This window comes from Bifidobacterium sp. LH_230 (assembly GCF_056357555.1).
On record NZ_JBKEWJ010000008.1, the window covers coordinates 32,537 to 57,147 of the forward strand.

A 24,611-nucleotide genomic window follows, 5' to 3' on the forward strand; every position below is an offset into this window, starting at 1 on the left:
GTGCGAATATTTCGGCGAGGTGTCGCCTGTGCCATTTGGACTGGAACGGCGAATCCCGTAACGCAAAACACTACGGAAACCAAGCCGCAGAATAACCGATGCATGATGACTCCTTCTCGTCTCGTCGATGAGATTCGCAGAACACTCTACAGGAAAAAGAGGCTGATCATGTTCATTTGGCCTCATACGAATGGGTAGGAGTCTGCTTATTCGATGTAGACGGGGACGTTGGGAACCAGCCAGCCGGTTTGTCCACTGTCGTAAGTGACGTGTAGGAATGGGCGGAATATCGTCCGGGAGCAACGAGCGGACAGATGGATGGTCGCCGTGTACACCAGATCTCCGTTATCGCCTTGTGATGGTTCGGAGAACGAATATGAGTCAATGTCGATGTATTGTTGCGCATACTGCAGGCTCATGCTGTTGACTGTATGGGAGGAGACGCCGTAATTGATGGTGGCTGTATGGTTGTCCCGGAGCTGTGAACCGATGCTGGACAGGGAAACGGAAATCAAATCGTCCGCAATGGTATCGTGCTGTTCAACAAGATATTGCTGCATTTCATAACGCTTGGTATCTTCTTTTGTGATCAGCTCGATGGATTCCAACTCCAATGTGCCGTTGAAAGGCAACTCCTGAAGTGTCGGATTCAAGACCAGCGTCAGGTTGTGGACCGTGCCGCCGGACAAAGCTGAGCTCCAGACCAGATTCGTCGTCCGATATACGACTTGTCCACCGGCGTATACGGCTGCCGATGAGAACGTTCTGCCCAGAGATCTCTCTACATCCTCATCGTTGATGTCAACGCCCGGATCGAATTTGAAATAAAATGGCAGCCACCGGTTATATCCGGTGTCGTCGTTCTTGCTAATTGCGATATATGCGTTAGCCTGATCCAGCGTCAGCTGTGACGAGACTGCGGTGTCATGACCATTGATGGAGTGGATGGGTAGGTTATGATGCAGGTAGAGAGCAATCATGCCGCAAAAACACGCCAGAACAATGAATACGATGCTTAGGTTCTTTTTCTTCATGACGATCTCCAGCTACGGTTTATCGGGAGGTGCACTGTACAAAACATGCATCTCCCGATAAAGAACTACGGTAAATTATTGGGCCTATATGCTGCGTGTCTCTGGTCGTGGTGCTCCCTTTCTTGGTCGGCAATACTGCTGTCCTTAGTGTCGTCGTTGACCTGTGCTATTTGCCACATGATGCATGCGATCTGGGGTAATCGCTGTCATGTGGCTATAACGATACCGGTAGTTACACGCGCTATGGCCGAACGTACTCATACGATCGGCCAGAACATGGTTGGGGTGCGTGTCCCATCTCTGCATGTGGCGCTTCGCGATGAGTGAAGGTAGATGCCGCGGTACACTGGCACACAGTGTTATCCGTCTCGCAGTAGAGGAGTAGTGGAATGCCGAACCGTGCAGAACGTCGCAAGGCCGCGAAGGACCAGCGTAGGGGAGTGCCGCAGCAGTACGATCAGACGCGTGGCCGTGGTCGTGCGCATATGGTCGACGAGTATGCGCTGCAGGAGAAGTCCCGTCGTATCCAGGAGGGCACCGACGGCCCGTGGAAGCCGACCGCGCACTTCGACTCCGAAGAGGTCGCCTCCACGTTCGAGGCCGACCCGAACTATCGCGATCCGAAGGCGTTCAAGGCCCCGCATTCCGTGCACCAGTGGTTCCGCGTGGTCAGCTGGACGCTGATCGTGCTCGCCGCTGTCGCGTTCTGCGTGGTCATGTGGCTGCCGCAGCATCCGATCTGGCTGATCGCGACCGTCGCGGTCGTGTTCATCATCGGCGTGCTCAGCCTGTTCTTTACGGCCGGCGATTCCAAGCACAATCCGAACCTCGACCAGAACGGCACCGCCATCTGATCGGTCCGGCCGCACGCATCATCAGGAAAACGCACAGCCTGACGCAACACGAACGCGTCGGTTGTGCGTTTTTTCTTGCCCGATGGCTTACAGTTGACTTGGTGGCAATAACACTGTCTACACAGATTGGAGAGGTGTACCAATGAAGGTCGATATTCTCACCCGCGAATACCCGCCGCACGTCTATGGTGGTGCCGGCGTGCACGCCGAACAGTTGTCCAAGGCGCTGGCCGAGCGCATCGACGTGACCGTGCGCGCGTTCGACGGCCCGCGCACCGAAGCCGATGTTCCCGCGATCCCGAACGCGGCCGAGGCCAAGGGCAGCCTCAAGGTCGTTGGATACAACACGCCCGCCGAACTGGCCGACGCGAATCCGGCGCTCAAGACCTTCGGCGTCGACCTGCAGATCGCCAACGACGTGGACGCCGACATCATCCACGCGCACACGTGGTACGCGTGCCTCGCCGGCTACCTCGCGAAGATGTTGCACGGCACGCCGCTGGTCATCACCGCGCACTCGCTCGAACCGTTCCGCCCGTGGAAGCGCGAGCAGCTCGGCGGCGGCTACAACCTGAGCTCCTGGGCCGAGAAGGACGCCTACGAGCACGCCGACCGCGTGATCGCCGTCTCCAAGGGCATGCGCAACGACATCCTCACCGCCTATCCGAACCTTGATCCGGACAAGGTCGTCGTCGTGTACAACGGCATCACCATGTCCGAATTCGCCACGCCGGCCGCCGACGATCCGGGCTGGGGCGTGTTCGACCGCTACCACATCGACCGCAGCAAGCCGACCCTCCTGTTCGTCGGCCGCATCACCCGCCAAAAGGGCCTGCCGTACCTGCTCAAGGCGCTGCACTTCGTCGATCCGGGCATCCAGATCGTGCTGTGCGCCGGCGCGCCCGACACCCCGGAGATCATGGAGGAGGTCAAGAACGCCTTCGCCGAACTCGACAAGGAGCGCGGCAACATCGTCTGGATCGAGGAGATGCTGCCGAAGAATGAGCTGAGCGCGCTCGAACACGGCTGCGACGCGTTCATCTGCCCGTCGATCTACGAGCCGCTCGGCATCGTGAACCTCGAGGCGATGGCCTGCGGTCTGCCGGTCGTCGCATCCGCCACCGGCGGCATCCCCGAGGTCGTCGTGGACGGCGAGACCGGCTATCTGGTGCCGATCGAACAGCTGCACGACGGCACCGGCACGCCGACCAACCCGGACAAGTTCGTGCACGACATGGCCGACGCGATCAACAGGATCATGGCCGACCCCGAGCTGCGTAAGAAGATGGGCCAGGCCGGCTACGAGCGCGCCCGCGACGTGTTCAGCTGGGAGTCGATCGCCGACGAGACCGTCAAGGTCTACCAGTCCGTGCTCGACGAGCAGAAGTAATCCGACGGCGGCAAGCCGCGCATCATCGGGTCTGCTCTCCACCGGGGAGCAGACCCACTGTTTTATGTAGTATGCATCAGCAAAGGAATCTTCCCATGCCCACCGAAGTCCTCAAACTCGACAACGTCGAATTCCGTCGCAACCGACGCGTCATCATCACCGACGTGAACCTCACGATCAACGCGGGCGAACGCTGGGTGCTGTTCGGTCCGAACGGCATCGGCAAATCGACCGCAGTGGGCATGCTCGCCACACGCACCTTCCCGTCCGAAGGCCGCGTGTTCATCCTCGGCCACCAGCTCGGCAAATACGACGTGTTCAAACTGCGCACGCGCATCGGCCTCGCCTCCGCCGACCTCGGCCGCCAGTTCCCCGACTTCGAGGACCCGCTCGACGCGGTCGTCACCGGACTGAGCGCCGTGACCGGCCGCTGGCAGGACACGTACACGGACGAGGGATACGCCCGCGCCCGTCAGCTGTTGCGCGACTTCCGCGTCAGCTACCTTGAAGGCAAACAGATGTGGAGACTGTCGGAAGGCGAGCGCACGCGCGTGCTCATCGCCCGAGCGCTCATGGGCAATCCCGAACTGCTCATCATGGACGAACCCACCACAGGTCTCGATCTCGGCGGACGCGAACAGGTCATGCGCACGCTGAGCCGCATCGGCGAAGAGGACTCCAACCGCGCCGTCGTGCTCGTGACGCACCGGCTCGAGGAGATCCCGGCCGGATTCGACCACATCGCCATCATGGGCCGCAAGCCGATTCCGGTCGAGGATGCCACCGACGAGGGCGTCGACGTCATGGGCAACCCCGGCGCCGGTACCATCATCTACTCCGGTCCGCTCGAAGACGGCCTGACGAACGAACGCCTGTCCAGCCTGTTCGGCATGCCCATCGAAGTCCAGCACACCCACGGCCGCTGGTCCGCCTACGCGGTGTGAGGGCTCACGCAAACGTCTGCGTCCGTATCTGCTCGCACGTTGATTCGAAAGCGTACAGATACGGATGCGTGCAACTGTTGATAGCGTGGCGTTGGTCAACGGGACGGTAGAGTTGGGAAAGATTCAACCGTAATGGAATAGACGAGACTGACGGAAGGGACGCGATGATCACCGGAGCCGTGAAGAACAAGGTCGACGACATCTGGCAGCGCATGTGGGAGGGCGGCATCACCAACCCGCTCGAGGTGATCAGCCAGCTCACCTACCTCATGTTCATGAAGTCGCTCGACGACCGCCAGCTCGAGGCCGAGCAGATGGAGCAGCTCACCGGCGCGCCGCTCGCCAACCCGGTGTTCCCGGACACGCCCGAAGGCCAGCGGCTGCGCTGGCACAACTTCAAGAACGAGCCGGCCGAACAGATGTTCGCCACCGTGTCCCAGCAGGTGTTCCCGTTCCTGAAGACCCTGCACACCGGCAACGCGTTCGCCGACAGCATGGAGGACGCCTCGTTCGGCTTCAACAAGCCGAAGACGCTCGAACGTGCGGTCGCCGGCATCGACGACCTGCTCACGAACATCGTCAAGGATCAGGACGATCTGGGCGACCTGTACGAATACATGCTGAGCAAGCTCAACACGGCCGGCGCGAACGGCCAGTTCCGCACACCCAAGCACATCCGTGATCTCATGGTCGGCTTGCTTGACCCGAAGCCCGGCCAGTTGATCGGCGACCCGGCGTGCGGCACGGCCGGATTCCTGATCTCCGCGGCCGAATGGATTCGCCGCACCTATGGCGAGACGATGAGCGCCGACCAGTGGAACCTGTTCGAAGGCGACCAGTTCGCCGGTTTTGACACCGATCAGACGATGGTGCGCATCGCCGCGATGAACATGCTGCTGCACGGAGTCGAACACCCGGACATCCGCAACCAGGACAGCCTGTCACGCCTGAACACGATCCGCGGCAGGTTCGACGTGATCCTCGCCAACCCGCCGTTCACCGGCTCGCTCGACGTGGAGGACATCGACGACTCGCTCAAGGCCATCGTGGAGACCAAGCAGACCGAACTGCTGTTCGTGGCCCTGTTTTTGCGCATGCTCAAGCTCGGCGGCCGTTGCGCGTGCATCGTACCCAACGGCGTGCTGTTCCGCTCCAACGCGAAGGCGTATCGTGAACTGCGCCGCGAACTGGTGGACCATCAGCGGCTCGAGGCGATCATCTACATGCCGTCCGGCGTGTTCAAACCGTATTCGGGAGTGAGCACCGCGATCCTCGTGTTCACCAAAACCGACGCGCCGAACAGCACCGACAAGGTCTGGCTGTACAACATGGAGCACGACGGCTACACGCTCGACGACAAACGCGACGAAGACCCGGCGCACAACGACATTCCCGACATTCTTGCGCGTTGGAAGAACCTTGACGCCGAAGGCGCTCGCGAGCGCACCGAGCAGAGCTTCATGGTGACGCGCGACGACATCGCCGCGAACGACTACGACTTCAGCTTCAACAAGTACGTGAAGGTCGAATACGAACGCAAGGAATACCCGCCGACGAGCCAGCTCATGGCCGAACTGCGCGACTTGAACGCGCAGTTCGTGAACGGTCTCAACGCCCTCGACGCCATGCTTGCCAAGGATGGTGAGTGATGGTTGCGGTCAAGCCTCTAGGTGATCTGTGCCAGATTACTCTCGGACAATCTCCTTCTTCAACTTCGTATAACCAGAACGAGGAAGGACTCCCGTTCTTTCAGGGGAATGCCGATTTTGGAGTTGATCATCCGATTGCTCGTACGTGGTGTACGGAGCCGAAGAAAATTGCTCAGCCAGGAGATCTGTTGATTTCTGTCCGTGCTCCTATTGGCGCGATCAACGTTGCTGATTGCGAGTGTTGTATTGGACGAGGTGTCGCGTCTCTTCGAGTTAAGAACGATGTTCTCGATATGAATTATCTGAGGCAATGCTTGACTGCCAAGAGTGATGATCTTGCGGCGCTTGGTACTGGAAGCACTTTTACCGCAGTTGGGAAAGCCGTCCTCAACTCATTTGAGATACCGGTATACGAAATAGAAGAGCAACGGGAGATTGCCCAACGTTTTGGTGAGATTATTCGACTTCGGCGTTATGCCGAGCAGATGCTCGCCAAAGCCGACGAACTCATCCAATCCCGCTTCGTCGAGATGTTCGAGAATAGCAAGGTTCGGCATGTAGCAATCAAGGATATCTGCTTGGCAATAGTGGATTGCCCGCATTCGACGCCAAAGTATCGAGGAACCAATAAAGTATTCCCTGCTATTCGTACGTCTGAATTATCTAACGGTTCCATCATATGGGATTCAATGAAATACGTAGACGAGCAGGAGTATTTACTGCGAGTAAAACGTTTGGTCCCAGAAGCTGGAGATATTGTATATGCCAGAGAGGGAACGTATGGAGAAGCAGCTGTATTGCCAGCAGGGTATAGGTTCTGTCTTGGGCAACGTGTAATGCTGTTTCGGCCTGATCCGAAGCTATGTACTTCTGAGTATTTGCTTCATGCGATATTGTCCGATTCTGTCAGACGTCAAGCTGACAGTTTGAATATGGGTTCAACGGTTCCTCACGTCAATGTACGAGATGCAATGCAGTTTGATATTCCGGCGCCGCCTCTCGCCCTACAGAACGAGTTCGCCGAGTTCGTCACGTCGGTGGAATCCCTCAAATCCACCACGCGCCAGCAGCTCGACTACCTCAACACCCTCTACGCCAGCCTCACCCAGCGCTACTTCGCGTAAAAGTCTGGGGTGTGGAACTTCATTCCGCTCCCCAGACTTCGCCCATATTCACAACGCTTCGACTCTGGCGGTTTCTCGGTCGTCGATCACGAACGATCCGTCGTTGATTTCGTTCAGCCGGTTCTTGAGCTGGCCGAGCAGTTTCAGCATGCGTTGCTTATCTGCTTTCTCCTTCTCGGCGTTGAACCAGCAAGCTTGACCATGCGAGTCGAATTCGTAGTACGAGGTGTATAAGTCGCCGATTTCCTTATTCAAGGCCCAGATTTTCTTGTCCGAGTTGACGATTTCACTATCGGTGATTGGTTCGCCGGTCTCGGAAAAGGAAAGCCAGATAGGGCCTTGTGCCCAGTCGAGTTGAATCCGGATCACATCTTTTCCTCTCTTCGCATTCATTGCGCATACTCCTTAATTCGTTTTTGAGCCTCTTGGTCGCTGGTCGGATATGCCGAAATGATGAACCCATTGGACCCTATGCCTGTAATCAGATAATATCGCCGCTTGAACAGATACAGTCTCTCGAATCCGCCGTTGGTTCCGGGTTTGATTATGTTATAGCAGACCTTTCCGTTTTGGAAAATCGAATGCAGTGTCGAGACTATCTGTTCTTCGGGGATGCCTATTGCGCGTTGGAAATCCTCCTTATGGCGGTTGATGATGTGGGTGAGACCTGCGCCACCATTCCCGGTTTCCAGCCAGACGATTTGTCCGGTTCGGTCTCTGGTGATGAACTGGATGTCTCTTTCGGTGAACTTCACATTACGCTCCCTGAGCTCGTTGATGAGTTCCACGCGTTCCGCAAGGTCCTGCTCGTTTGAACGAGCCTGATCTTGGTAGAAAGATTGATCAACTGTCTGTTGCGGGGAGCCGGAAGTTCCTGATACCTGTCCTGAGTTACCGCCGTTCATGAGCGTTGTGCTCCCTTCTGGCAGTTGCGTATTTTCAGGGTGTTGTCAGGTATGACCAACTTGATGCCATGTTGTCTCGCATAGTCGAATACTTCCAGGGCCTGTTTGTTGTCGCCGCAGCAGTCGTAGACCACGATGGCACCCAAATCGAGCGTGTCGACTGTGAGCTTGACCATACGGCGAAGTCGTTCTCGCTCATCCTTGCTGGTCATGTGACCTTTGGTGCTGAATGCGACGACGCTACAATCCTTGAGAGATTCCAGTAGAGTCATCAGCATCTTCTCGTCGGCTCCCGTGATATTGGGAATGACCACAGCATGGAGTTCGTCGGTCAGCCATAGTGAGACGATGGCCATTTTGAACAGGCGGTACAGGTTCTCGACTTCGTGGACGTCTCCGAACTGCGAGTAATCCGGGCTGATGAAGATCCTGACACCGGCAAAACGGCGTCGATAATAGTCGAGCAAGGTCTTTTCTTTGTAATAGATCGCGTTGAAGAGACCGTTGATGCCGTCGAACTTCTTGTCGTAGGTATAGAAGCAGATGCCGGTTTCCGCGCCGGCCTCCTGATATCGACCGGGTTCCCCGTACAGTGCAAGGAATTTCGGCATGATCCTCGTATGGCAGGAGAGCTTCGGGATATCGAATTCTCCTACACTTGCGGTCGTATTGGTCAACTCCGCCCAACCAAGGTTGAGCAGGATGTCTAGGTCCGGCTTGTTCTTCATGAACAAGCTCCTTTCCCCGATATAGAATCGGATAGGAATCATGTTGGTTCCGTTCCCGAACGCCGATATCTGTGGAAAGTGACGCAGCGGTCGGGAAAACTGGGTGGCGGTTGCCTTGGTGCGGCCGCCACCTATTGATTGATCTACTGCTCGTTCTCCTTCCTTTTATTAGGACGCTGGCCTTTGGCTATAGGGGCCAGGAACCCACGTTTGCGGGCGGCGGCGATCCACCGCTGTGCGTTGGGCAGCTTCGTCTCGTTGTGCTCGGCGAGGAGTTTGGCGATGCTTTTGCCGGGATATGCGTTTTCGAGGGCGTCATATTGACGGCCGACGAGGGCGAGGAATCGGTCGGAGCCACTGGCTTTGGGAAGTTTTTCCATCGGATCGGTTTTTATGTCCTCGCCGAGGACGAACGCCCGGTTGAGCGCGATGATGTTCTGAACTTCATGACGCGAATAGGCGGAGGCGATGGCCGCTACCGGAATGTCTCGAAGGTCGTTGCCGCTGAGTTCCCGTCCTTGATCGAACGGGACGATGATGGACGAAATATAGATTTCGCGTGATTCCGGCATCCTGGATTGCAGGCGAAGCAGCACTTCGAGATCGGTTTCCATATTGCGTATGCGTACCCAGCGGTGTCCCATAACATAGTAGGAACGAACTGATCTGGGCGAGGTCATCAGATTGTCACGGCTCACGTCCGCATCGGTCATATCGGCATAGGTGAGAGGACACCCTGCAAGTTGTTCCAGCAGGGAATCCATGCTTACCGGTTGCGAGTGTGGATCGACCGATACGCCGACTCTGTCCAGCTCGGTGGTCATGTCGTCCGTTGCCGCGCCGGAAATCTCTTTCCAGGGGAATGGCAGTTCTATAGTGCTCATGGTATGAATAATACCATCAAGCAAATTCTTATGTCAAAAATTATTAAAATGTGATGTTCTTACAACCACATCATTTAGTGCGTCTGGCGATGTCGCCGATGAAAGGTTGTTGGCGCGTTGCCTTTCGAGTACTGCATTGCTGACGGTATCGCATCGGTGGAGTCCCTCAAGTTTGCCACCCGCCAGCAGCTCGACCGCTTCACCGCCCTTTACACCGGCCTTGCTCAACGTTACTTTGTTCGGTAGTGGTAGTGGTGGCGGATGAATTCGTCCATTTGCTGCCACTGCCACTATGATTTACAGCTCGATGAACTGTCGTTTTACAGTCGCGGAATCCGGATCGTCGCTCCAGTCGGATTTCACTTGTTCGACGGGTCGGAGAAACCGTCGGTAATCATCATGCTGTACTACGGTGATCATCTCGTCGAAATGCCATCCACGCAGAAAGGCGATCTCCCCGGTATCGGTATCCAAAATCACGGCCATAGACAGTTGGATATCGTAGTTCTCCTTCGGCAGCGACACATTGTCGTTGACGATGAATACCTTGTTGACCTTTCCTAATAACGGGTACTTCATTGGCTGCTCGCCCATGACGAACTGGTGGAATCGCTCATCGGGGTCAAGTCTTTGGCAAGTGAAATGTGAGATGTCCTCGGTGTCTCCGAAGTAATCCGTAGGTTCTTCCTCGTTGACGAGTTCCACTCTTTGCGATTCGGTAGTGATGAGCAGATTCCCATAGGTTTCCCGAGTCTGCTCCAATCGCTCGCATTCCAGAGACGCCAAGCGTTGCCCGATCAGAGATTTGAGAATCGCACACATGTTTGGCGTGAATGTAGCATCTACTGTCATAATTGACTCCATGCTGTTCAACTATCGTTTAACGAATCAGTAAAACACAACCTAGTAGAAAAGATAAAATGCTTAACGAAAATGGTGTAAAATGTATAATGAAAATGGTCTAGAATGATAAATGTATAGGCGGTGAGACTAGTGGTGCTTCGTCCTGAAACGTACAGGCCACGTTTGCTGGATGCTCAAGTGTCCAAGTTGCTTGACATATTCGGCGCCGTTCAGATCGATGGGGCGAAATGGTGCGGAAAGACGTGGTGCGCGTTGTCCCATGCCAATAGCGTCACCGGTCTGGATGATTACCGTGTCCGGCCATTGGCCGAAGCCGATCCCACGATGCCTCTTCTCGGCGACCAGCCGCATCTGATCGATGAATGGCAAACCGTCCCCGCCGTCCGTGATGCGGTCCGGCATGCGATCGATCGGGAATCCAATCGTCCTGGGCAATATCTGCTTACCGGTTCCAGCGCCCCGCCATTGGAACAATACGAACATAGTGGTGCCGGCAGAATCGCGCATCTGCGTATGCGCCCCATGAGCCTCTATGAGCAAGGATTATCGACTGGCGCAGTATCCCTGCGCAGACTCTTTGACGGAGAGTTCTCCCCGGCCGTCACGCAGGTGTCGCTGGCACAGATTGCGGAATGGGTCTGCCGTGGCGGATGGCCGGCCGCCTTGGACCGCGATCTTGAAAGTACCCTGTATATTCCCCGACAGTATTTGGAAGCGGTTTGTGAGGACAACGCCCCACGCATGGGCAAGAATCCCGCCATGACCCGACGGATCATCATGTCGTTAGCGAGAAACAACGCCAAAGCGGCCACGATTAAGACCATCAGCCGGGACATGTATGCCGATGATGAGACCGCGGATACGGAACCCGCGCGCGCAACCACCACCAGTTACGTAGACATGCTGATCCGTGAGTTCCTCATCGAGGAACTGCCCAGCTGGGATGCTCCTATCAAAGCCCGCAACCGAATGAGGGTCAAGCCGAAACGGTATTTCGTTGATCCTTCTCTTGCCGTCTCATCCCTCGGCATCAATCCCACGCGGCTGCTCGCCAACGGTCAGATATTCGGTGACGCATTCGAGAACCTGGTCATACGTGATCTCATGGTGTATGCCTCCGCATGGGTCGGTCTCGAACATCCCAAGGTGTATTTCTATCGTGACGACAAAGGACTGGAAGCCGATACCATCATCGAACTCGAAGATGGCAGATGGGGAGCCATCGAGATCAAACTCGGTGAAAACAAGGCACAGGAAGGCATCGATTCGCTCATCAGGGTCCGCAATACGGTCATGGCGAATCCCTATTCCCAACAGCGGGAGCCATCATTCCTCATGGTGGTCGTCGGCAACGGCATGTATGCGCGGAGAACGACGGAGGGTGTGTACGTGGTCCCCATCACCGTACTGGGTGCCTGAGTTTGGCGCATCAGTCGTTTTGCGTTGTACGATATCGTTGGATCGGCAACGACGGGATGCCGCGACGTGGCGCATAAGGGAGACGGATATGGCCAACTTTTCGTTTCTGCAAGGTCAGGACAACTACGAGATGTTCGCCGACGCATGCGTGGAAGCGGAACGGGCGATGTCGATATCGCCTACATTCTGTGCATTCGCCACGCGCCGCGCGTTCGAGCTCGCCGTCAAATGGGTGTACGCCGCCGACGAAACCATCAAGCCTCCATACAAGGACAACCTGCAATCCCTCGTCCACGAACCCACCTTCAGCGCCGCACTCGCCGACAACCACCTGTGGAAATCACTGCAATACGTCATCAAAGCCGGCAACATGGCCGCACATCGCAACGCACGTCTCAAGGTAGAAGACGCGATGTTCTCCCTGAACATCCTTTTCACGTTCGTCCAATGGATCGACTACAGCTACGGCCTCCGCTATATCAAACGCACTTTCGATCCCGAACAGGTCCCTGCGGTCAGCAATGCGCTCACCGCCAAGGAGCGCAAAGCGCGGGAAGACGCCGCGCGCAAGGAATACGAAGCACGACTCAACGAACAGACCACGCGCATAGGCGAACTTGAGGCGCAGGTACGCGCCCTGAGCGACCAGCTCGCCGCCCGCAAGGCCGAACAACCCGCCATCGAACACGTGCCGGCCGACGAATTCAACGAATACCAGACCCGCAAACGCTTCATCGACCTCGACCTGCAGCTGGTCGGCTGGAACATGGCGCACGACATCATCACCGAATACCCCGTCACCGGCATGGAAGGCAACCCCGGCCAGCAAGGCTACGTCGACTACCTGCTCAACGGGCGCGACGGCAAACCGCTCGCCATCATCGAAGCCAAACGCACCGCCTACGACCCCGCCAAAGGACTCCAACAGGCACGCCTCTACGCCGACTGCCTCGAACGGCAATTCGGCTACCGGCCGCTCATCTTCCTATCCAACGGCTACCAGACCTACTTCGTCGACGACGACAACGGCTCCTACCGGCAGGTCGGCGAAGTCTTCGCCCAGGACGACCTGCAGCGCATCATCGACCGTCGACGCACCGCCATCGACCCGTCCATGGTCCCGGTCAACCTCAACGTCGCCGGCGGCAACGGCCGCGCCTACCAACTCGAAGCCATCCAGGCCGTGTGCGACAACCTCAACCAAGGCCAGCGACGCAGCCTGCTCGTCATGGCCACCGGCACCGGCAAGACCCGCGTCTCCGCCGCGCTCGCCGACGTGCTCATGCGCGCCGGACTCGTCAAGAACGTACTGTTCCTCGCCGACCGCATCGAACTCGTCTCGCAGGCGAACAGCGCATACGGCGAATACTTCCCCGACTGGTCGTTGTGCAACCTGTGCTCCAACAAGCACGATACGGACGCTCGCGTCGTGTTCTCCACCTACCAGACCATGATCAACGCCATCGACATGGAAACCGGCGCGGACGGCAAACCCGCGTTCTCCGCGGGGCATTTCGATCTCATCATCGTGGACGAGGCGCACCGGTCCATCTTCAAGAAATACAAGGTCATCTTCGACCACTTCGACGCACTCATGGTGGGGCTCACCGCCACGCCGCGCGACGACGTGGACCGCAACACCTACGACTTCTTCCACGTGCAGCACGGCGTCCCCACTTTCGTATACGAATACGCGAAGGCATTGCACGACCATGTGCTCGTCCCGTTCGTCAACGTCGAAGCCAAGACCAAGTTCGTGGACGAAGGCATCACCTACGACGACCTGTCCGACGAGGACAAGGAACGTTACGAGGAGGACTTCGGCGATGGCGATGGCGCCGGTTCCGGAGACGATGCCGGTGACGAGACAAACCTGCCCGCGCACATCGACGCGGCCGCGATCAACACCTACGTGATGAACCCCTCCACCGTGGACGCCGTCCTTGAAGACCTGCACGACCACGGCATCAAGACCAACGGCGGCGAACGGCTCGGCAAAACCATCATCTTCGCCGCCAACCAGACGCACGCACGCTACATCGTCGAACGCTATACGGCACTCTATCCCAAGGAATCCGCGCACGGATTCATCAAAACCGTGCTGCACGGCGACGACTACGCGCACAGCATCATCGCCGAATTCAAACGCAAACCATTGCCGGTCATCACCGTATCCGTCGACATGATGGACACCGGCGTCGACGTGCCCGACGTCGTCAACCTCGTGTTTTTCAAGAAAGTACGCTCCAAGATCAAGTTCTGGCAGATGATCGGACGCGGCACCAGACTCAGCCCGGAACTCGACTGCATCGACAATATCGACGGCGAATACGTCGGCAAACGCCGTTTCAAGATCTTCGACTACTGCGGCAACTTCGCGTTCTTCCGCGAGCAGACCAATCCGGTCGAAGACAAGCTCGCCGCATCCGTCAGCGAGCGCATCTTCGCGCGCAAGGCCGAGCTCGTACAGGCATTTCAGTCAAGCGATTTCGCCGACGATCCGCAGGCCACCCAGTGGCGCGCCGACCTGGTCTCAGACCTGACCGGACAGATCGGCTCATGGAACGCGAGCGCAGTCGCGGTACGTCTCAAACGCGAATATGTGGAACGGTACCGCTCGGCCGACGCGTACACGTTCCTCAACGACCTGAACGTGCGCGAGCTCACCCACGAACTCGCACCGTTGGCCCACTGGGATGAACCGGACACGTATGCACTGCGCTTCGACGCGCTCATGTACGGCATGATGGTCGACCGTGCAGCCGGTGAAACCGCGAACGCCTACGCGGCCAAACTGCGTACGATCGCCAAGCAACTGGGCGAACGCATGACCATCCCGCAAGTGCGGCAACACCGCGAACTGGTCACGACGATCATCGATAATGACGACTACCTCGCCGAACTTCCCGTAACCGAACTGGAACACGTACGTATTCGGCTACGTGGCCTCATCCGATTCATCGCAGACACCGGCAGACGCAAAACCGTCATCACCGACCTGACCGACCCGCTCGTCGAACGCGCCGAAAACCAACCATTCGACATCACCGAACACTACGACGACTACAAACTCAAAGTCAACCGATACGTCACCGAACACCAGGACGACGGGGCGATACGCAAACTGCGGCACAACGAACCGTTGACCGCCGCGGACTACAGCGAACTCGAACGCGTGCTCGTCCACGAACTCGGCACACAAGACGAATACGAAACCACATACGGGCCGCTGCCGTTCGGACTGCTCGTGCGCAGCATCGCCAAGCTTGACCACACCGCGGTGATGAACGCATTCGCCGAATTCATCAACACGCACACGCTCAACCAGGCGCAGATCGGCTTCCTGAATACCGTCATCGACTACATCGAACGCAACGGATACCTCGACCCCGAACGACTCGCCAAACCGCCGTTCGACCGGCCGAGGCCGCTTATCAAACTCTTCGACGCCAAACAGGCAATGGACCTGATCCTATGCATCCGACGCGTGCGCGACAACGCCATGCCGCCGGACCGTGTGCGGAACGCGGTGTGAGGCGCCGGACGTTGAAAGACGATGAGCCGGTACCCTCTGCCGTGCGAACCGGAATCTGAACGACTCCAAGGCAGAGGGCGCCCGCTCATCAATCCATGATCCGGGGCTTGCTCCGGATTCAGGCTTCCTCGTGCCAGCGGGGGTTCTGGCCGAACGTGTAGCCTTCGGGGTTGTCCATCGCGGCGATGTCGCGCATGTCCTGCTCGTCGAGCGTGAAGCCGGTCAGGTCGAGGTTGGCGCGCTGGCGGTCGCGGTGCATGGACTTCGGAATCGCCACGTCGCCCAACTGCAGATGCCAGCGCAGGATCGCGGCCACTGGGGACACCTGATGCTTGGCGGCGATGCGCGTGATGGTCGGGTCCTTGAGCATCTGGTTGGCGCGGCCCAGCGGGCTCCACGCCTCGGTGATGATGCCGTGCGCTTCGTCGTAGTCGCGCAGCTCGTTCTGCTGGAGGAACGGGTGCAGTTCGATCTGGTTGACCGCCGGCGTGACCCCGGTGGCGCGGATGAGCAGATCGATGTGGCCGGGCAGGAAGTTGCTCACGCCGATGTGCTTGACGATGCCCTGCCGCTGCGCGTCGACGAGCGCCTGCCACGCCTCGACGAACTGGCCCTGCGACGGGTTCGGCCAATGGATGAGGTACAGGTCGATGTAGTCGAGTCCCATGCGCGCCACGGACTCCTCGATGGTGGCGCGCGCCTGGTCGTACTGGTGGTGGCGCCCGGGCAGCTTCGACGCGACGATGATCTGTTCGCGAGGCACGTCGGATTCGCGGATCGCCTTGCCGACGATGCCCTCGTTCTCGTAGTTGAACGCGGAGTCGATGAGCCGGTAACCGACCTCCAACGCCGATCTGATCGCCTCGGCGCCGGCGAACCCGTTCACCTTGTACGTGCCGAATCCGATGGCCGGCAGTTCGAGTCCGTCGTGCGCACGGCGTACCGGAATGGACGGCGGTTCCATCAATGTCATGATCGCTCCTTATCGAACCGATGAAGTACTGCACTGCCCACTATAAGGGCACCGCGGCCATCGAAGACCAACACGCACTCGGCCACTGATCCGCGTCTACGTGATGTGAGATCTCCTTACGTGCAACTGCGTCCGTATTTGCCCACTTTGTGAGCCTTGGTGGGCGAATGCGGACGCGAAAAACGATAAGTGGGCGTTCGCCTACCATGAAAACCGGGATTCAGGCGTTTTCGTGGTAGGCGAACGCCCACTTATTTTCTGGTGGTATGCATTCGCCCACTTACGCAGGTTCTTCGTGGTAGGTGGACACCCACTTACAAATCCTTGTGTCCGTATTCACCCACTGACGCCACGCCTCATGGTATGTCTCCACCCACTTATGGAATCCGTGCCGGAGCATCGTTCCTCATGGGGCTGACCCGGTTGAATCATGGTTCGATTCGTTGCCCTGTTTTGTTATGGGGGCATGCGTTGGATTTTCCAGTCGCGGAGGAGAATAGTACTGGCGACGATTGATCTGTACCGCTCGAATGATCGAGCACTGGAGGAAAGGACGGGCCGGTGTATTTTCTCGTCATGTTTGCCGTGGCGCTGGCGATCAGTGCCGTTGGATTCAGGAAATTCGTGTGGTTCATCTCGTTGGGATACGGGTTTTCCGTTGCGGGCATAGGGGTGGTGACGCTGGCCGTATTCGCCCGTGATCTGGAGCCGATCACCGCAATCATGGCGGTGCTGCTGATCGTATACGGCTGCCGGCTTGGCGGCTATCTGCTGATCCGTGAGCGGCGTAGCACGTCATATCAGGCCACGATGAAGCATGAGATCAAGGATGGTTCCAGTACACCGTTCGCCGTCAAGATATTGGTGTGGATGTCTTGTGCTCTGCTGTACGCGTGTGAGACGTCGCCGATATTGTTCCGGCTCGCCAATCATGCAGGTACGGATATGGCGGCCGTCATCGGCGCGGTGATCATGGCATGTGGCATCGCGCTCGAATCGGTCGCGGACCAGACCAAGAACCGGTTCAAGCAGACGCATCCGAGGCGGTTCTGCGACGTGGGCGTATTCCGTTGGGTGCGATGCCCGAATTACCTCGGCGAAGTGTTGACATGGACCGGCGTGTTCATATCCGGTCTGACTGCCGTTCACGGCGTATGGCAGTGGCTGGCGGCGACAGCCGGCTGGATATGCATCGTGTGGATCATGTTCGGCGGAGCGCGGCGGTTGGAAATCCGGCAAACCAGAAATTACGGGGATGACCCGCAATATCAAGCGTATGCGAGCCATACGCCGATCCTCATCCCGTTCGTTCCGCTGTATTCCGTCGCCAAGTATCGATGGCTGGTAGGGTGATCGAATATGGACGAACGATGGATACGGGCGTTGCGAGCCAAAGGCATCAATGCCGGCGAACGGATCGAGGGAGACGGAACGCGTTCCCGGTCGGAGTCGCATGCCGCACTGTCGGGGAATGCATTGCGCCAAGGACGACCGGCTGCGGCACGGACCAAGCCGTTCAAAGCGACCGGTCACAAAGGCGGCATCAGCCGGCAAGGCAACTGACGGCAAAGCACGATGCCTGATAACGCATCCGGTGTCTCGCGGCTCTACCGTATTGCAAGTAGATGCCCTACCCGGACGGAAGGAACGACGATGAGCAATGAGTATCTGCCGGTGGCGATCGCGCAATTCACCGTGGGACGGGACCCGGAACGCAATCTGACGATGATCGATACGCTCGCCCGAGATGCGGCGAACGGCGGTGCGAAACTATTGGTACTGCCGGAAGGACTGATCGCCCGCGACGGCGACGACGACTCATTCGCGGCCGCGCACGCGCAGCCCATCGACGACATGTTCGTGACCGGACTTCGCCGGATCGGCGCCGACCGCCACATCACGCTGATGGGCACGGTCCATATCCGACCAGCCGTCTGGAATGACGGAAAACGATCCGACAGGCGAGTATCCAACATGTTCCTCGTCATCCGCGACGGCAAGATCGCGGCATCCTACAGCAAACTGCATCTGTACGATGCGTTTTCCGCACACGAATCCGATACGGTGATACCCGGCACCGAACTGCCGCCCATCGTGGACGTCGACGGCTGGAAACTCGGCGTGATGACCTGCTACGACCTGAGGTTCCCGGAAACCGCGCGCTCGCTGGCCGTACGCGGCGCGGACGCGATCGTGGTCAGCGCCGCATGGGTGCGCGGCACGCTCAAGGAAGAACACTGGAGGACGCTGACGGCCGCACGGGCGGTGGAAAACACCTGCTACATGCTGGCCTGCAGCGAACTCAGCACACGCAACATCGGCTGCAGCCGCATCGTCTCGCCGATGGGAGAGACCATCGCGGACGCCGACAATGAACACGCCGAACTCATCACCGCGAACCTGTCCCGGGAGAGGCTCGACGCCACGCGCCGCACACTGCCGGTGCTGACCAACCGCAGATTCGACGACCCACGGTTGCGTTGATCTCAAATCGGCTGCGGGAAATCCGGATATCGGCGGACCTCCTCATATGCGACAGGCATCCGCGTTGCGGGAGCTACGAGTGCGACGGGACACCATGCCGCCGCGGCACGCGTGGATCACGGCGCTCGCCGGCTGACGGCGGCCAGCCGACGCTCCGCTATGCGGGTAGCCGAAAACGGGCTGCGCGGGCGGCGGCAGTCGCTTTGAACGGGTAATGTAGCTAGACGTAATGTTGTATGAGTCAAGGAGATAAGGTGGCAGGTTTCATGACACCCTCACCCACGATGGCCGAGGGCGACGCCCCGTCCATGGTGGATCCGATTTTCAACCGGTTGCTCAAGGACCGCATCATCTGGATGGGCGAAGAGGTCAAGGACGATATGGCCAACCGCATCTGCGCGCAGATGCTGATGCTCGCGGCCGAGGACCCGAAGAAGGACATCTGGCTGTACATCAACTCGCCGGGCGGTTCGATCACCGCCGGCATGGCCATCTACGACACCATGCAGCTCATCGAGCCCGACGTGGCGACCGTGGGCCTGGGCATGTGCGCGTCGATGGGCCAGTTCCTGCTGAGCTCCGGCACCCCGGGCAAGCGGTTCCTGACCTCGCACGCGCGCGTGCTCATGCACCAGCCGTCCGGCGGCATCGGCGGCACCACCACCGACGTGCGCATCAACGCCGAACTCATCATGGACATGAAGAAGACCCTCGCCGAGCTGACGGCCAAGCAGACCGGCCACACCGTCGAGGAGATCTACCGCGACAACGAATACGACCACTGGTTCACGGCGCAGGAGGCGCTCGAATACGGGTTCGTCGACAAGATCGTGTCCACGCACGACACGATGAGCGCCGGGGAAGGGGAGTGAGCATCATGGCATCCGAAGAAGCGAAGTTCATCCAGCGTGCCGAACGTCTGGCCGGTAACGCCGGCGTCGTCGGCTTCATGCCGGCCGCCGCGCGCGAAGCCGCGCTCGCGGGCCGTGGCATGGTCCCGGTGATGCCGCAGGACCGTTACATCCTGCCGCAGTTTTCCGAGAAGACGCCGTACGGCATGAAGACGCAGGACCCGTACACCAAGCTGTTCGAGGACCGCATCATCTTCATGGGCGTGCAGGTCGACGACACCTCGGCCGACGACATCATGGCCCAGCTGCTCGTGCTCGAAAGCATGGACCCGAACCGCGACGTGATGATGTACATCAACTCGCCCGGCGGCTCCATGACCGCGATGACCGCGATCTACGACACCATGCAGTACATCAAGCCCGACGTGCAGACCGTGTGCCTCGGCCAGGCCGCGTCCGCCGCGGCGATCCTGCTCGCCGCAGGCGCCAAGGGCAAGCGTCTGATCCTGCCGAACGCGCGTGTGCTCATCCACCAGCCGGCCATCGACCAGGGCTTCGGCAAGGCCACCGAGATCGAGATCCAGGCCAAGGAGATGCTGCGCATGCGTGCATGGCTCGAGAACACGCTCGCCAAGCACACCGGCCAGGACGTCGAGAAGATCCGCAAGGACATCGAGGTCGACACGTTCCTGACGGCCCAGGAGGCCAAGGAGTACGGCATCGTGGACGAGGTGCTCGAGCACCGTTCGTGATGCCCAGATGAGATACCCTCAGCCGGTTCGGTTGGGGGTATCTTTGTATGGTTCCGGTCGATGATGGCCGGTGTCGGTGTATGGACGACGAAGGAGCGGATATGGGTCGCGTGGTGAGCTACAACGAGGAAGTACCCCGCTGCACGTTCTGCGGCAAGACCGAGCATCAGGTGCGCAAGCTGGTGGCCGGGCCGTCCGCCGCGATCTGCGACGAATGCATCGAGCTGTGCGTCGAGATCATCTCCGAGGAGCGCCGCCGCAGCGCCGACGTCAACGCGCTGTCGCTGCCCAGGCCGGCCGACATCAACGCGTACCTCGACCAGTTCGTCGTCGGCCAGCAGGCGGCCAAACGCACGTTGTCGGTCGCCGTATACAACCATTACAAGCGCGTCAACATGGAGCTGCGCGAGGCTGCGGGCCAGCTCGGCGGTGGATCGGGAGGACCCGGCCGTTCCGGATTGGGAACGTCGTCCGCCCGTCGCGCGGGCGGCGATCCGTTGGACGACGTCGAGGTCGCCAAGTCGAACATCCTGCTGCTCGGGCCGACCGGCGTGGGCAAGACGTATCTCGCGCAGTCGCTCGCCAAGGTCATGAACGTGCCGTTCGTCATCACCGACGCCACCACGCTCACCGAGGCCGGCTATGTGGGCGACGACGTGGAGACCGTGCTCCAGCGGCTCATAGCGGCCGCCGACGGCGATGTCGAACGTGCCCAGCACGGCATCATCTACATCGACGAGATCGACAAGATCGCCCGCAAGTCGGGCGAGAACACGTCCATTACGCGCGACGTGTCCGGTGAGGGCGTGCAGCAGGCGCTGCTCAAGATCCTCGAAGGCACGATCGCGTCCGTGCCGGTCGAGGGCGGGCGCAAGCACAAGGAGCAGGAGACCGTGCAGATCGACACGCGCGGCGTCCTGTTCATCTGCGGCGGCGCGTTCGTCGGGTTGGACGACATCATCGGACGGCGTCTTGGCACGCGCGAGAGCGGGTTCGGCACCGCGTGGCACGACCGCGACATCACGTCGGGGGAGCTGCTGGCGCAGGTCAACGCCGATGATCTGGCCGAATTCGGCCTGTTGCCGGAGTTCATCGGCCGTTTGCCGGTCATCAGCGTATTGGACGAGCTGACCGAGGACGATCTGGCGCGCATTCTCGTGGAGCCTCGCAACGCGCTGACCAAACAGTACCGCAAGATGTTCGCGGAGGACGGCGTGGATCTCGCGTTCACCGAGGAGGCGGTGCATGAGATCGCCGCGACGGCCATCAAGCGGGGAACCGGAGCGCGCGGACTGCGTTCGATCATCGAGAAGACGCTGGAAGAGACGATGTTCGACCTGCCGAGCATGGACGACGTCGGCCAGGTGATCGTGGACGCGGCGTCGGTACGGGGCGAAAGCCGGCCGAAACTGGTCCGCGCGGAAGGAACGGTGCGATTGCCGAGAAGGCGCGAGGCCTAGAAAAACAACGCGACGCGCCGATATTTGCATTTTAAACGACACTGTTGTAGTTTATACGGGTTGCTGAAAACAAGACAACATGCGCCAGTAGCCCAGCGGATTAGAGCAGCTGACTACGGATCAGCAGGTCGCAGGTTCGAATCCTGTCTGGCGCACGCCTCTTGCCACAAGAGGTTAAAGAGTGGTGTTGCGCCAGTAGCCCAGCGGATTAGAGCAGCTGACTACGGATCAGCAGGTCGCAGGTTCGAATCCTGTCTGGCGCACGAGTCTTGGAGGAATCCGGGACGCAGATAACCGAATAACGGTATGCGCCAGTAGCCCAGCGGATTAGAGCAGCTGACTACGGATCAGCAGGTCGCAGGTTCGAATCCTGTCTGGCGCACGCCTCTTGCCACAAGAGGTTAAAGAGTGGTGTGTTGCGCCAGTAGCCCAGCGGATTAGAGCAGCTGACTACGGATCAGCAGGTCGCAGGTTCGAATCCTGTCTGGCGCACGCTGAAACCCCTTGCTTCCGTATGGAGGCAAGGGTTTTTTCAATACCGTGCCGAACGTGCTGCGCCGATGCGGTGTGCGTGGACACGCTCTCGGTGGAATAGAACATATGTTCGGCTATAATCGGAGCAATTGATATGGAAGACGCCGGAACATGGCCCGCAGCGGCGGGATGTACCGGCCTCAACGGATGGGACGCGAACGTATGGAGGATGATATGACCACGCGACGGGGATTGTGGGGCATGATACGGCATATCGCCGCATCCGACCGGCTGTCGGGCCTCATCATGCTCGGATTCGCGCTTGCCGGCCTGATCCTGGCGAATCTGCCGGCGACCGCCCACCTGTTCGAGGCGGTCGCGGAGACGCGTATCGCGGTGCCTCACACCAATCTCGACCTGCCGATCGGCCACTGGGCGCAGGACGGGCTGCTGACCGTGTTCTTCCTGACCGTCGGACTGGATCTCAAACAGGAACTCACCACCGGCTCGCTCGCCAACCCCAAGGCGGCGGCCGTGCCGATGCTGTGCGCGGTCGGCGGCATGATCGCCCCGCCTATCCTGTTCACCGCGGTCACCTTCCTGTTTGCCACATTCGGTCCGGGGGATGCCGGTAGCGTGATTCTGCCGACCACGGGCAGTATGATTCCGTTCTCCGAAGCCGTGCACGGTTGGGCCGTGCCCACGGCCACGGACATCGCGTTCTCTCTGGCCGTGCTCGCCCTGTTCGCCAAAGGGCTGCCCGGTTCTATCCGTGCGTTCCTGATGACGCTGGCCACGGTCGATGACCTGCTGGCGATCATCCTGATCGCCGTGTTCTTCTCTTCGGTCAACGCCTGGTACTGGTTCGCCGGCATCGCCGTATGCGCGGCGGTCTGGGCCGTGCTGGTGCGTATGAGGCGTGTGCCGTGGATCGCCGTCGCCGTGGTGGGCATACTCGCATGGGTGATGATGTTCGAGGCGGGCATCCATCCCACGCTGGCCGGCGTACTGGTCGGATTGCTGACGCCCGCCCGGGAGTGCTTCGGCGAATCGACGCCTCGCGCCGAACGGTATGCCGGCAAACTGCAGCCGTTGTCCGCGCTGCTGGCGTTGCCGGTCTTCGCCCTGTTCGCCACGGGCGTGCATTTCGAGGCGCTGACGCCCGAACTGCTGCTGTCCCCGGTGGTCGTCGGCATCATCGTGGCGCTCGTCGTGGGCAAGCCGCTGGGCATCATGGCCACGGCCTGGCTGTCCACGCATTTGGGCGGGTTGAAGATGGCCGAAGGGCTGCGCGTGCGCGACATGTTCCCCGCGGCATGCGCGTGCGGCATCGGATTCACGGTGTCGTTCCTCATCGCCTCGCTGGCGTATGCGAACCTCGAACTGTCCGCCGAGGCGCGTTTCGGCGTGCTGGTGGCGTCGTTGATCGCCGCGGCGGTGTCCGGTATACTGCTCAGCCGGCAGTCGAAACGGTATGCGGCCGCATACTCGGCCTGAGACGATTCTACAGACGAAAGGAATTGGAATACATGGCTACTGCGGGCAATGATGGCGAGCCGCTGGGCGCGGCATATCAGCGTGGACCGGCCGTTCTTCGCGGCTCGATGATCCCCTCGGACAGCAGCACGGCCACGCTGCTGCGCAATGAGAAAAGCGCTGACTGGCGTGACATGGACCCGTGGCGTGTGCTGCGCATCCAGTCCGAATTCGTGGAGGGATTCGACGAACTCGCCGGCATCGGGCCGGCCGTCAGCGTGTTCGGCTCCGCCCGGGTCAAACCGGACAGTGACGACTATCGTGCCGCCGAACGTATGGGACGCATGATCGCCGAACACGGCATGGCGGTCATCACCGGGGGAGGCCCGGGCATCATGGAGGCCGCCAACAAGGGCGCCGCACTGGCCGGAGGCACATCGGTCGGCCTGGGCATCGAACTGCCCCATGAGCAGGGATTGAACGAATACGTGAACCTCGGCCTGAGCTTCAGGTACTTCTTCGTACGCAAGACCATGTTCACCAAATACGCGTCCGGCGTGATCGTCTGCCCCGGAGGCTTCGGCACCTTCGACGAGATGTTCGAGGTGCTTACGCTCGTGCAGACGCACAAGATGACCTCCCTGCCGGTCGCCTTGTACGGAAAGGACTACTGGCAGGGATTGTTCGACTGGCTGAACGGCGAAGTGAAGCGGCGCGGCATGATCTCGGACATCGACCCGAACCTGGTCGTATTGACCGACGACGTCGATGAAGCGGTGGCCGTGGCCACCAGCGCAGCCGCGCACTGAGC

At 59.4% G+C, this 24,611-nt stretch carries 21 protein-coding genes and 4 tRNA genes; 18 read left to right on the forward strand and 7 right to left on the reverse strand.

Translation table 11 applies throughout. From position 1 onward, the window contains the following. Positions 1–206: 206 nt before the first annotated feature. Entirely contained in the window at positions 207–1,034 is an 828-nt protein-coding gene (locus tag AC1A0G_RS05290; protein WP_476528116.1) for a hypothetical protein, read from the reverse strand. A gap of 389 nt (positions 1,035–1,423) precedes the next feature. Here AC1A0G_RS05290 and AC1A0G_RS05295 point away from each other — a divergent pair, with 389 nt between their 5' ends. From AC1A0G_RS05295 to AC1A0G_RS05315, 5 genes are all read left to right on the forward strand, one after another. Beyond that, positions 1,424–1,888 carry a tripartite tricarboxylate transporter TctB family protein gene (locus AC1A0G_RS05295; RefSeq protein ID WP_476528118.1) on the forward strand — a complete coding sequence of 155 codons (465 nt, stop codon included), beginning with the start codon at positions 1,424–1,426 and terminating at the stop codon, positions 1,886–1,888. A gap of 142 nt (positions 1,889–2,030) precedes the next feature. Beyond that, positions 2,031–3,278: a glycogen synthase gene (glgA, locus tag AC1A0G_RS05300; RefSeq protein ID WP_476528120.1), complete on the forward strand. Its 1,248-nt coding sequence runs from the start codon at positions 2,031–2,033 to the stop codon at positions 3,276–3,278. A 95-nt stretch (positions 3,279–3,373) separates the two neighbouring features. Next, positions 3,374–4,222 carry an ABC transporter ATP-binding protein gene (locus AC1A0G_RS05305; protein WP_476528122.1) on the forward strand — a complete coding sequence of 283 codons (849 nt, stop codon included), beginning with the start codon at positions 3,374–3,376 and terminating at the stop codon, positions 4,220–4,222. 164 nt (positions 4,223–4,386) lie between these two features. Next, positions 4,387–5,871, forward strand: coding sequence for a class I SAM-dependent DNA methyltransferase (locus AC1A0G_RS05310; RefSeq protein ID WP_476528123.1), 1,485 nt, complete (start codon positions 4,387–4,389; stop codon positions 5,869–5,871). Next, positions 5,871–6,995 carry a restriction endonuclease subunit S gene (locus AC1A0G_RS05315; protein ID WP_476528125.1) on the forward strand — a complete coding sequence of 375 codons (1,125 nt, stop codon included), beginning with the start codon at positions 5,871–5,873 and terminating at the stop codon, positions 6,993–6,995. Before AC1A0G_RS05310 ends, AC1A0G_RS05315 begins: the two co-directional genes overlap by 1 nt. Positions 6,996–7,043: 48 nt before the next feature. Here the strand turns inward: AC1A0G_RS05315 and AC1A0G_RS05320 are convergent, their stop codons facing one another. The 5 genes from AC1A0G_RS05320 to AC1A0G_RS05340 all read right to left on the reverse strand — a co-directional run bounded on the left by AC1A0G_RS05320 (position 7,044) and on the right by AC1A0G_RS05340 (position 10,364). Then, on the reverse strand, positions 7,044–7,388 hold the full coding sequence (locus tag AC1A0G_RS05320; RefSeq protein ID WP_476528126.1) for a hypothetical protein: 345 nt from the start codon (positions 7,386–7,388) through the stop codon (positions 7,044–7,046). Beyond that, positions 7,385–7,900, reverse strand: a complete 516-nt coding sequence (locus tag AC1A0G_RS05325; RefSeq protein ID WP_476528127.1) for a hypothetical protein — start codon at positions 7,898–7,900, stop codon at positions 7,385–7,387. Before AC1A0G_RS05325 ends, AC1A0G_RS05320 begins: the two co-directional genes overlap by 4 nt. Next, positions 7,897–8,628 carry a DUF4417 domain-containing protein gene (locus AC1A0G_RS05330; protein WP_476528129.1) on the reverse strand — a complete coding sequence of 244 codons (732 nt, stop codon included), beginning with the start codon at positions 8,626–8,628 and terminating at the stop codon, positions 7,897–7,899. The genes AC1A0G_RS05325 and AC1A0G_RS05330 overlap by 4 nt, the downstream gene beginning before the upstream one ends. Positions 8,629–8,771: 143 nt before the next feature. Then, complete coding sequence (locus tag AC1A0G_RS05335) at positions 8,772–9,512, reverse strand: hypothetical protein (RefSeq protein ID WP_476528131.1); 741 nt, start codon at positions 9,510–9,512, stop codon at positions 8,772–8,774. A gap of 297 nt (positions 9,513–9,809) precedes the next feature. Further along, positions 9,810–10,364 (reverse strand): hypothetical protein, encoded by a 555-nt coding sequence (locus AC1A0G_RS05340; RefSeq protein WP_476528132.1) that lies wholly within the window; start codon positions 10,362–10,364, stop codon positions 9,810–9,812. A 132-nt stretch (positions 10,365–10,496) separates the two neighbouring features. Here AC1A0G_RS05340 and AC1A0G_RS05345 point away from each other — a divergent pair, with 132 nt between their 5' ends. Both AC1A0G_RS05345 and AC1A0G_RS05350 read left to right on the forward strand, forming a co-directional pair. Further along, a complete protein-coding gene (locus AC1A0G_RS05345; protein WP_476528134.1) occupies positions 10,497–11,795 on the forward strand; it encodes an ATP-binding protein in 1,299 nt (432 codons plus the stop codon). Positions 11,796–11,883: 88 nt separating this feature from the next. Beyond that, positions 11,884–15,330 carry a DEAD/DEAH box helicase family protein gene (locus AC1A0G_RS05350; RefSeq protein ID WP_476528136.1) on the forward strand — a complete coding sequence of 1,149 codons (3,447 nt, stop codon included), beginning with the start codon at positions 11,884–11,886 and terminating at the stop codon, positions 15,328–15,330. Between the two features lie 118 nt (positions 15,331–15,448). Here AC1A0G_RS05350 and AC1A0G_RS05355 read toward each other — a convergent pair whose 3' ends face one another. Beyond that, positions 15,449–16,297, reverse strand: coding sequence for an aldo/keto reductase (locus AC1A0G_RS05355; RefSeq protein WP_476528222.1), 849 nt, complete (start codon positions 16,295–16,297; stop codon positions 15,449–15,451). A gap of 567 nt (positions 16,298–16,864) precedes the next feature. On the opposite strand from AC1A0G_RS05355, the gene AC1A0G_RS05360 reads away from it, so the two are divergent. From AC1A0G_RS05360 to AC1A0G_RS05410, 11 genes are all read left to right on the forward strand, one after another. Beyond that, the gene (locus AC1A0G_RS05360) at positions 16,865–17,656 is read left to right on the forward strand and encodes a DUF1295 domain-containing protein (RefSeq protein ID WP_476528137.1); all 792 of its coding nucleotides are present in this window, start codon (positions 16,865–16,867) and stop codon (positions 17,654–17,656) included. 300 nt (positions 17,657–17,956) lie between these two features. Further along, complete coding sequence (locus AC1A0G_RS05365) at positions 17,957–18,787, forward strand: nitrilase-related carbon-nitrogen hydrolase (protein WP_476528139.1); 831 nt, start codon at positions 17,957–17,959, stop codon at positions 18,785–18,787. Between the two features lie 266 nt (positions 18,788–19,053). Next, on the forward strand, positions 19,054–19,659 hold the full coding sequence (locus AC1A0G_RS05370) for an ATP-dependent Clp protease proteolytic subunit (protein WP_476528224.1): 606 nt from the start codon (positions 19,054–19,056) through the stop codon (positions 19,657–19,659). A gap of 5 nt (positions 19,660–19,664) precedes the next feature. Then, positions 19,665–20,390 (forward strand): ATP-dependent Clp protease proteolytic subunit, encoded by a 726-nt coding sequence (locus tag AC1A0G_RS05375; RefSeq protein ID WP_476528140.1) that lies wholly within the window; start codon positions 19,665–19,667, stop codon positions 20,388–20,390. 101 nt (positions 20,391–20,491) lie between these two features. Further along, positions 20,492–21,850 carry an ATP-dependent Clp protease ATP-binding subunit ClpX gene (gene clpX, locus AC1A0G_RS05380; RefSeq protein WP_476528142.1) on the forward strand — a complete coding sequence of 453 codons (1,359 nt, stop codon included), beginning with the start codon at positions 20,492–20,494 and terminating at the stop codon, positions 21,848–21,850. Between the two features lie 81 nt (positions 21,851–21,931). Beyond that, a tRNA-Arg gene (locus tag AC1A0G_RS05385) sits at positions 21,932–22,005 on the forward strand. Positions 22,006–22,039: 34 nt separating this feature from the next. After that, positions 22,040–22,113, forward strand: a tRNA-Arg gene (locus tag AC1A0G_RS05390). A gap of 45 nt (positions 22,114–22,158) precedes the next feature. Beyond that, a tRNA-Arg gene (locus AC1A0G_RS05395) sits at positions 22,159–22,232 on the forward strand. Between the two features lie 36 nt (positions 22,233–22,268). Next, positions 22,269–22,342 (forward strand) — tRNA-Arg (locus AC1A0G_RS05400). A gap of 216 nt (positions 22,343–22,558) precedes the next feature. Next, positions 22,559–23,821, forward strand: coding sequence for a Na+/H+ antiporter NhaA (locus tag AC1A0G_RS05405; protein ID WP_476528144.1), 1,263 nt, complete (start codon positions 22,559–22,561; stop codon positions 23,819–23,821). Positions 23,822–23,853: 32 nt separating this feature from the next. Then, a complete protein-coding gene (locus AC1A0G_RS05410) occupies positions 23,854–24,609 on the forward strand; it encodes an LOG family protein (RefSeq protein WP_476528146.1) in 756 nt (251 codons plus the stop codon). The last annotated feature ends 2 nt before the right edge of the window (positions 24,610–24,611 follow it).

What these genes read in the sequence shown, in the direction of transcription:
- AC1A0G_RS05405 (WP_476528144.1), top strand. Translation starts at nt 22,559, where the DNA reads ATGACCACGCGACGGGGATTGTGGGGCATGATACGGCATATCGCCGCA.
- AC1A0G_RS05295 (WP_476528118.1), top strand. Translation starts at nt 1,424, where the DNA reads ATGCCGAACCGTGCAGAACGTCGCAAGGCCGCGAAGGACCAGCGTAGG.
- AC1A0G_RS05375 (WP_476528140.1), top strand. Translation starts at nt 19,665, where the DNA reads ATGGCATCCGAAGAAGCGAAGTTCATCCAGCGTGCCGAACGTCTGGCC.
- AC1A0G_RS05325 (WP_476528127.1), bottom strand. Translation starts at nt 7,900, where the DNA reads ATGAACGGCGGTAACTCAGGACAGGTATCAGGAACTTCCGGCTCCCCG.
- AC1A0G_RS05350 (WP_476528136.1), top strand. Translation starts at nt 11,884, where the DNA reads ATGGCCAACTTTTCGTTTCTGCAAGGTCAGGACAACTACGAGATGTTC.
- AC1A0G_RS05305 (WP_476528122.1), top strand. Translation starts at nt 3,374, where the DNA reads ATGCCCACCGAAGTCCTCAAACTCGACAACGTCGAATTCCGTCGCAAC.
- clpX (WP_476528142.1), top strand. Translation starts at nt 20,492, where the DNA reads ATGGGTCGCGTGGTGAGCTACAACGAGGAAGTACCCCGCTGCACGTTC.
- AC1A0G_RS05410 (WP_476528146.1), top strand. Translation starts at nt 23,854, where the DNA reads ATGGCTACTGCGGGCAATGATGGCGAGCCGCTGGGCGCGGCATATCAG.
- AC1A0G_RS05310 (WP_476528123.1), top strand. Translation starts at nt 4,387, where the DNA reads ATGATCACCGGAGCCGTGAAGAACAAGGTCGACGACATCTGGCAGCGC.
- AC1A0G_RS05370 (WP_476528224.1), top strand. Translation starts at nt 19,054, where the DNA reads ATGACACCCTCACCCACGATGGCCGAGGGCGACGCCCCGTCCATGGTG.
- AC1A0G_RS05320 (WP_476528126.1), bottom strand. Translation starts at nt 7,388, where the DNA reads ATGAATGCGAAGAGAGGAAAAGATGTGATCCGGATTCAACTCGACTGG.
- AC1A0G_RS05330 (WP_476528129.1), bottom strand. Translation starts at nt 8,628, where the DNA reads ATGAAGAACAAGCCGGACCTAGACATCCTGCTCAACCTTGGTTGGGCG.
- glgA (WP_476528120.1), top strand. Translation starts at nt 2,031, where the DNA reads ATGAAGGTCGATATTCTCACCCGCGAATACCCGCCGCACGTCTATGGT.
- AC1A0G_RS05315 (WP_476528125.1), top strand. Translation starts at nt 5,871, where the DNA reads ATGGTTGCGGTCAAGCCTCTAGGTGATCTGTGCCAGATTACTCTCGGA.
- AC1A0G_RS05290 (WP_476528116.1), bottom strand. Translation starts at nt 1,034, where the DNA reads ATGAAGAAAAAGAACCTAAGCATCGTATTCATTGTTCTGGCGTGTTTT.
- AC1A0G_RS05340 (WP_476528132.1), bottom strand. Translation starts at nt 10,364, where the DNA reads ATGACAGTAGATGCTACATTCACGCCAAACATGTGTGCGATTCTCAAA.
- AC1A0G_RS05335 (WP_476528131.1), bottom strand. Translation starts at nt 9,512, where the DNA reads ATGAGCACTATAGAACTGCCATTCCCCTGGAAAGAGATTTCCGGCGCG.
- AC1A0G_RS05365 (WP_476528139.1), top strand. Translation starts at nt 17,957, where the DNA reads ATGAGCAATGAGTATCTGCCGGTGGCGATCGCGCAATTCACCGTGGGA.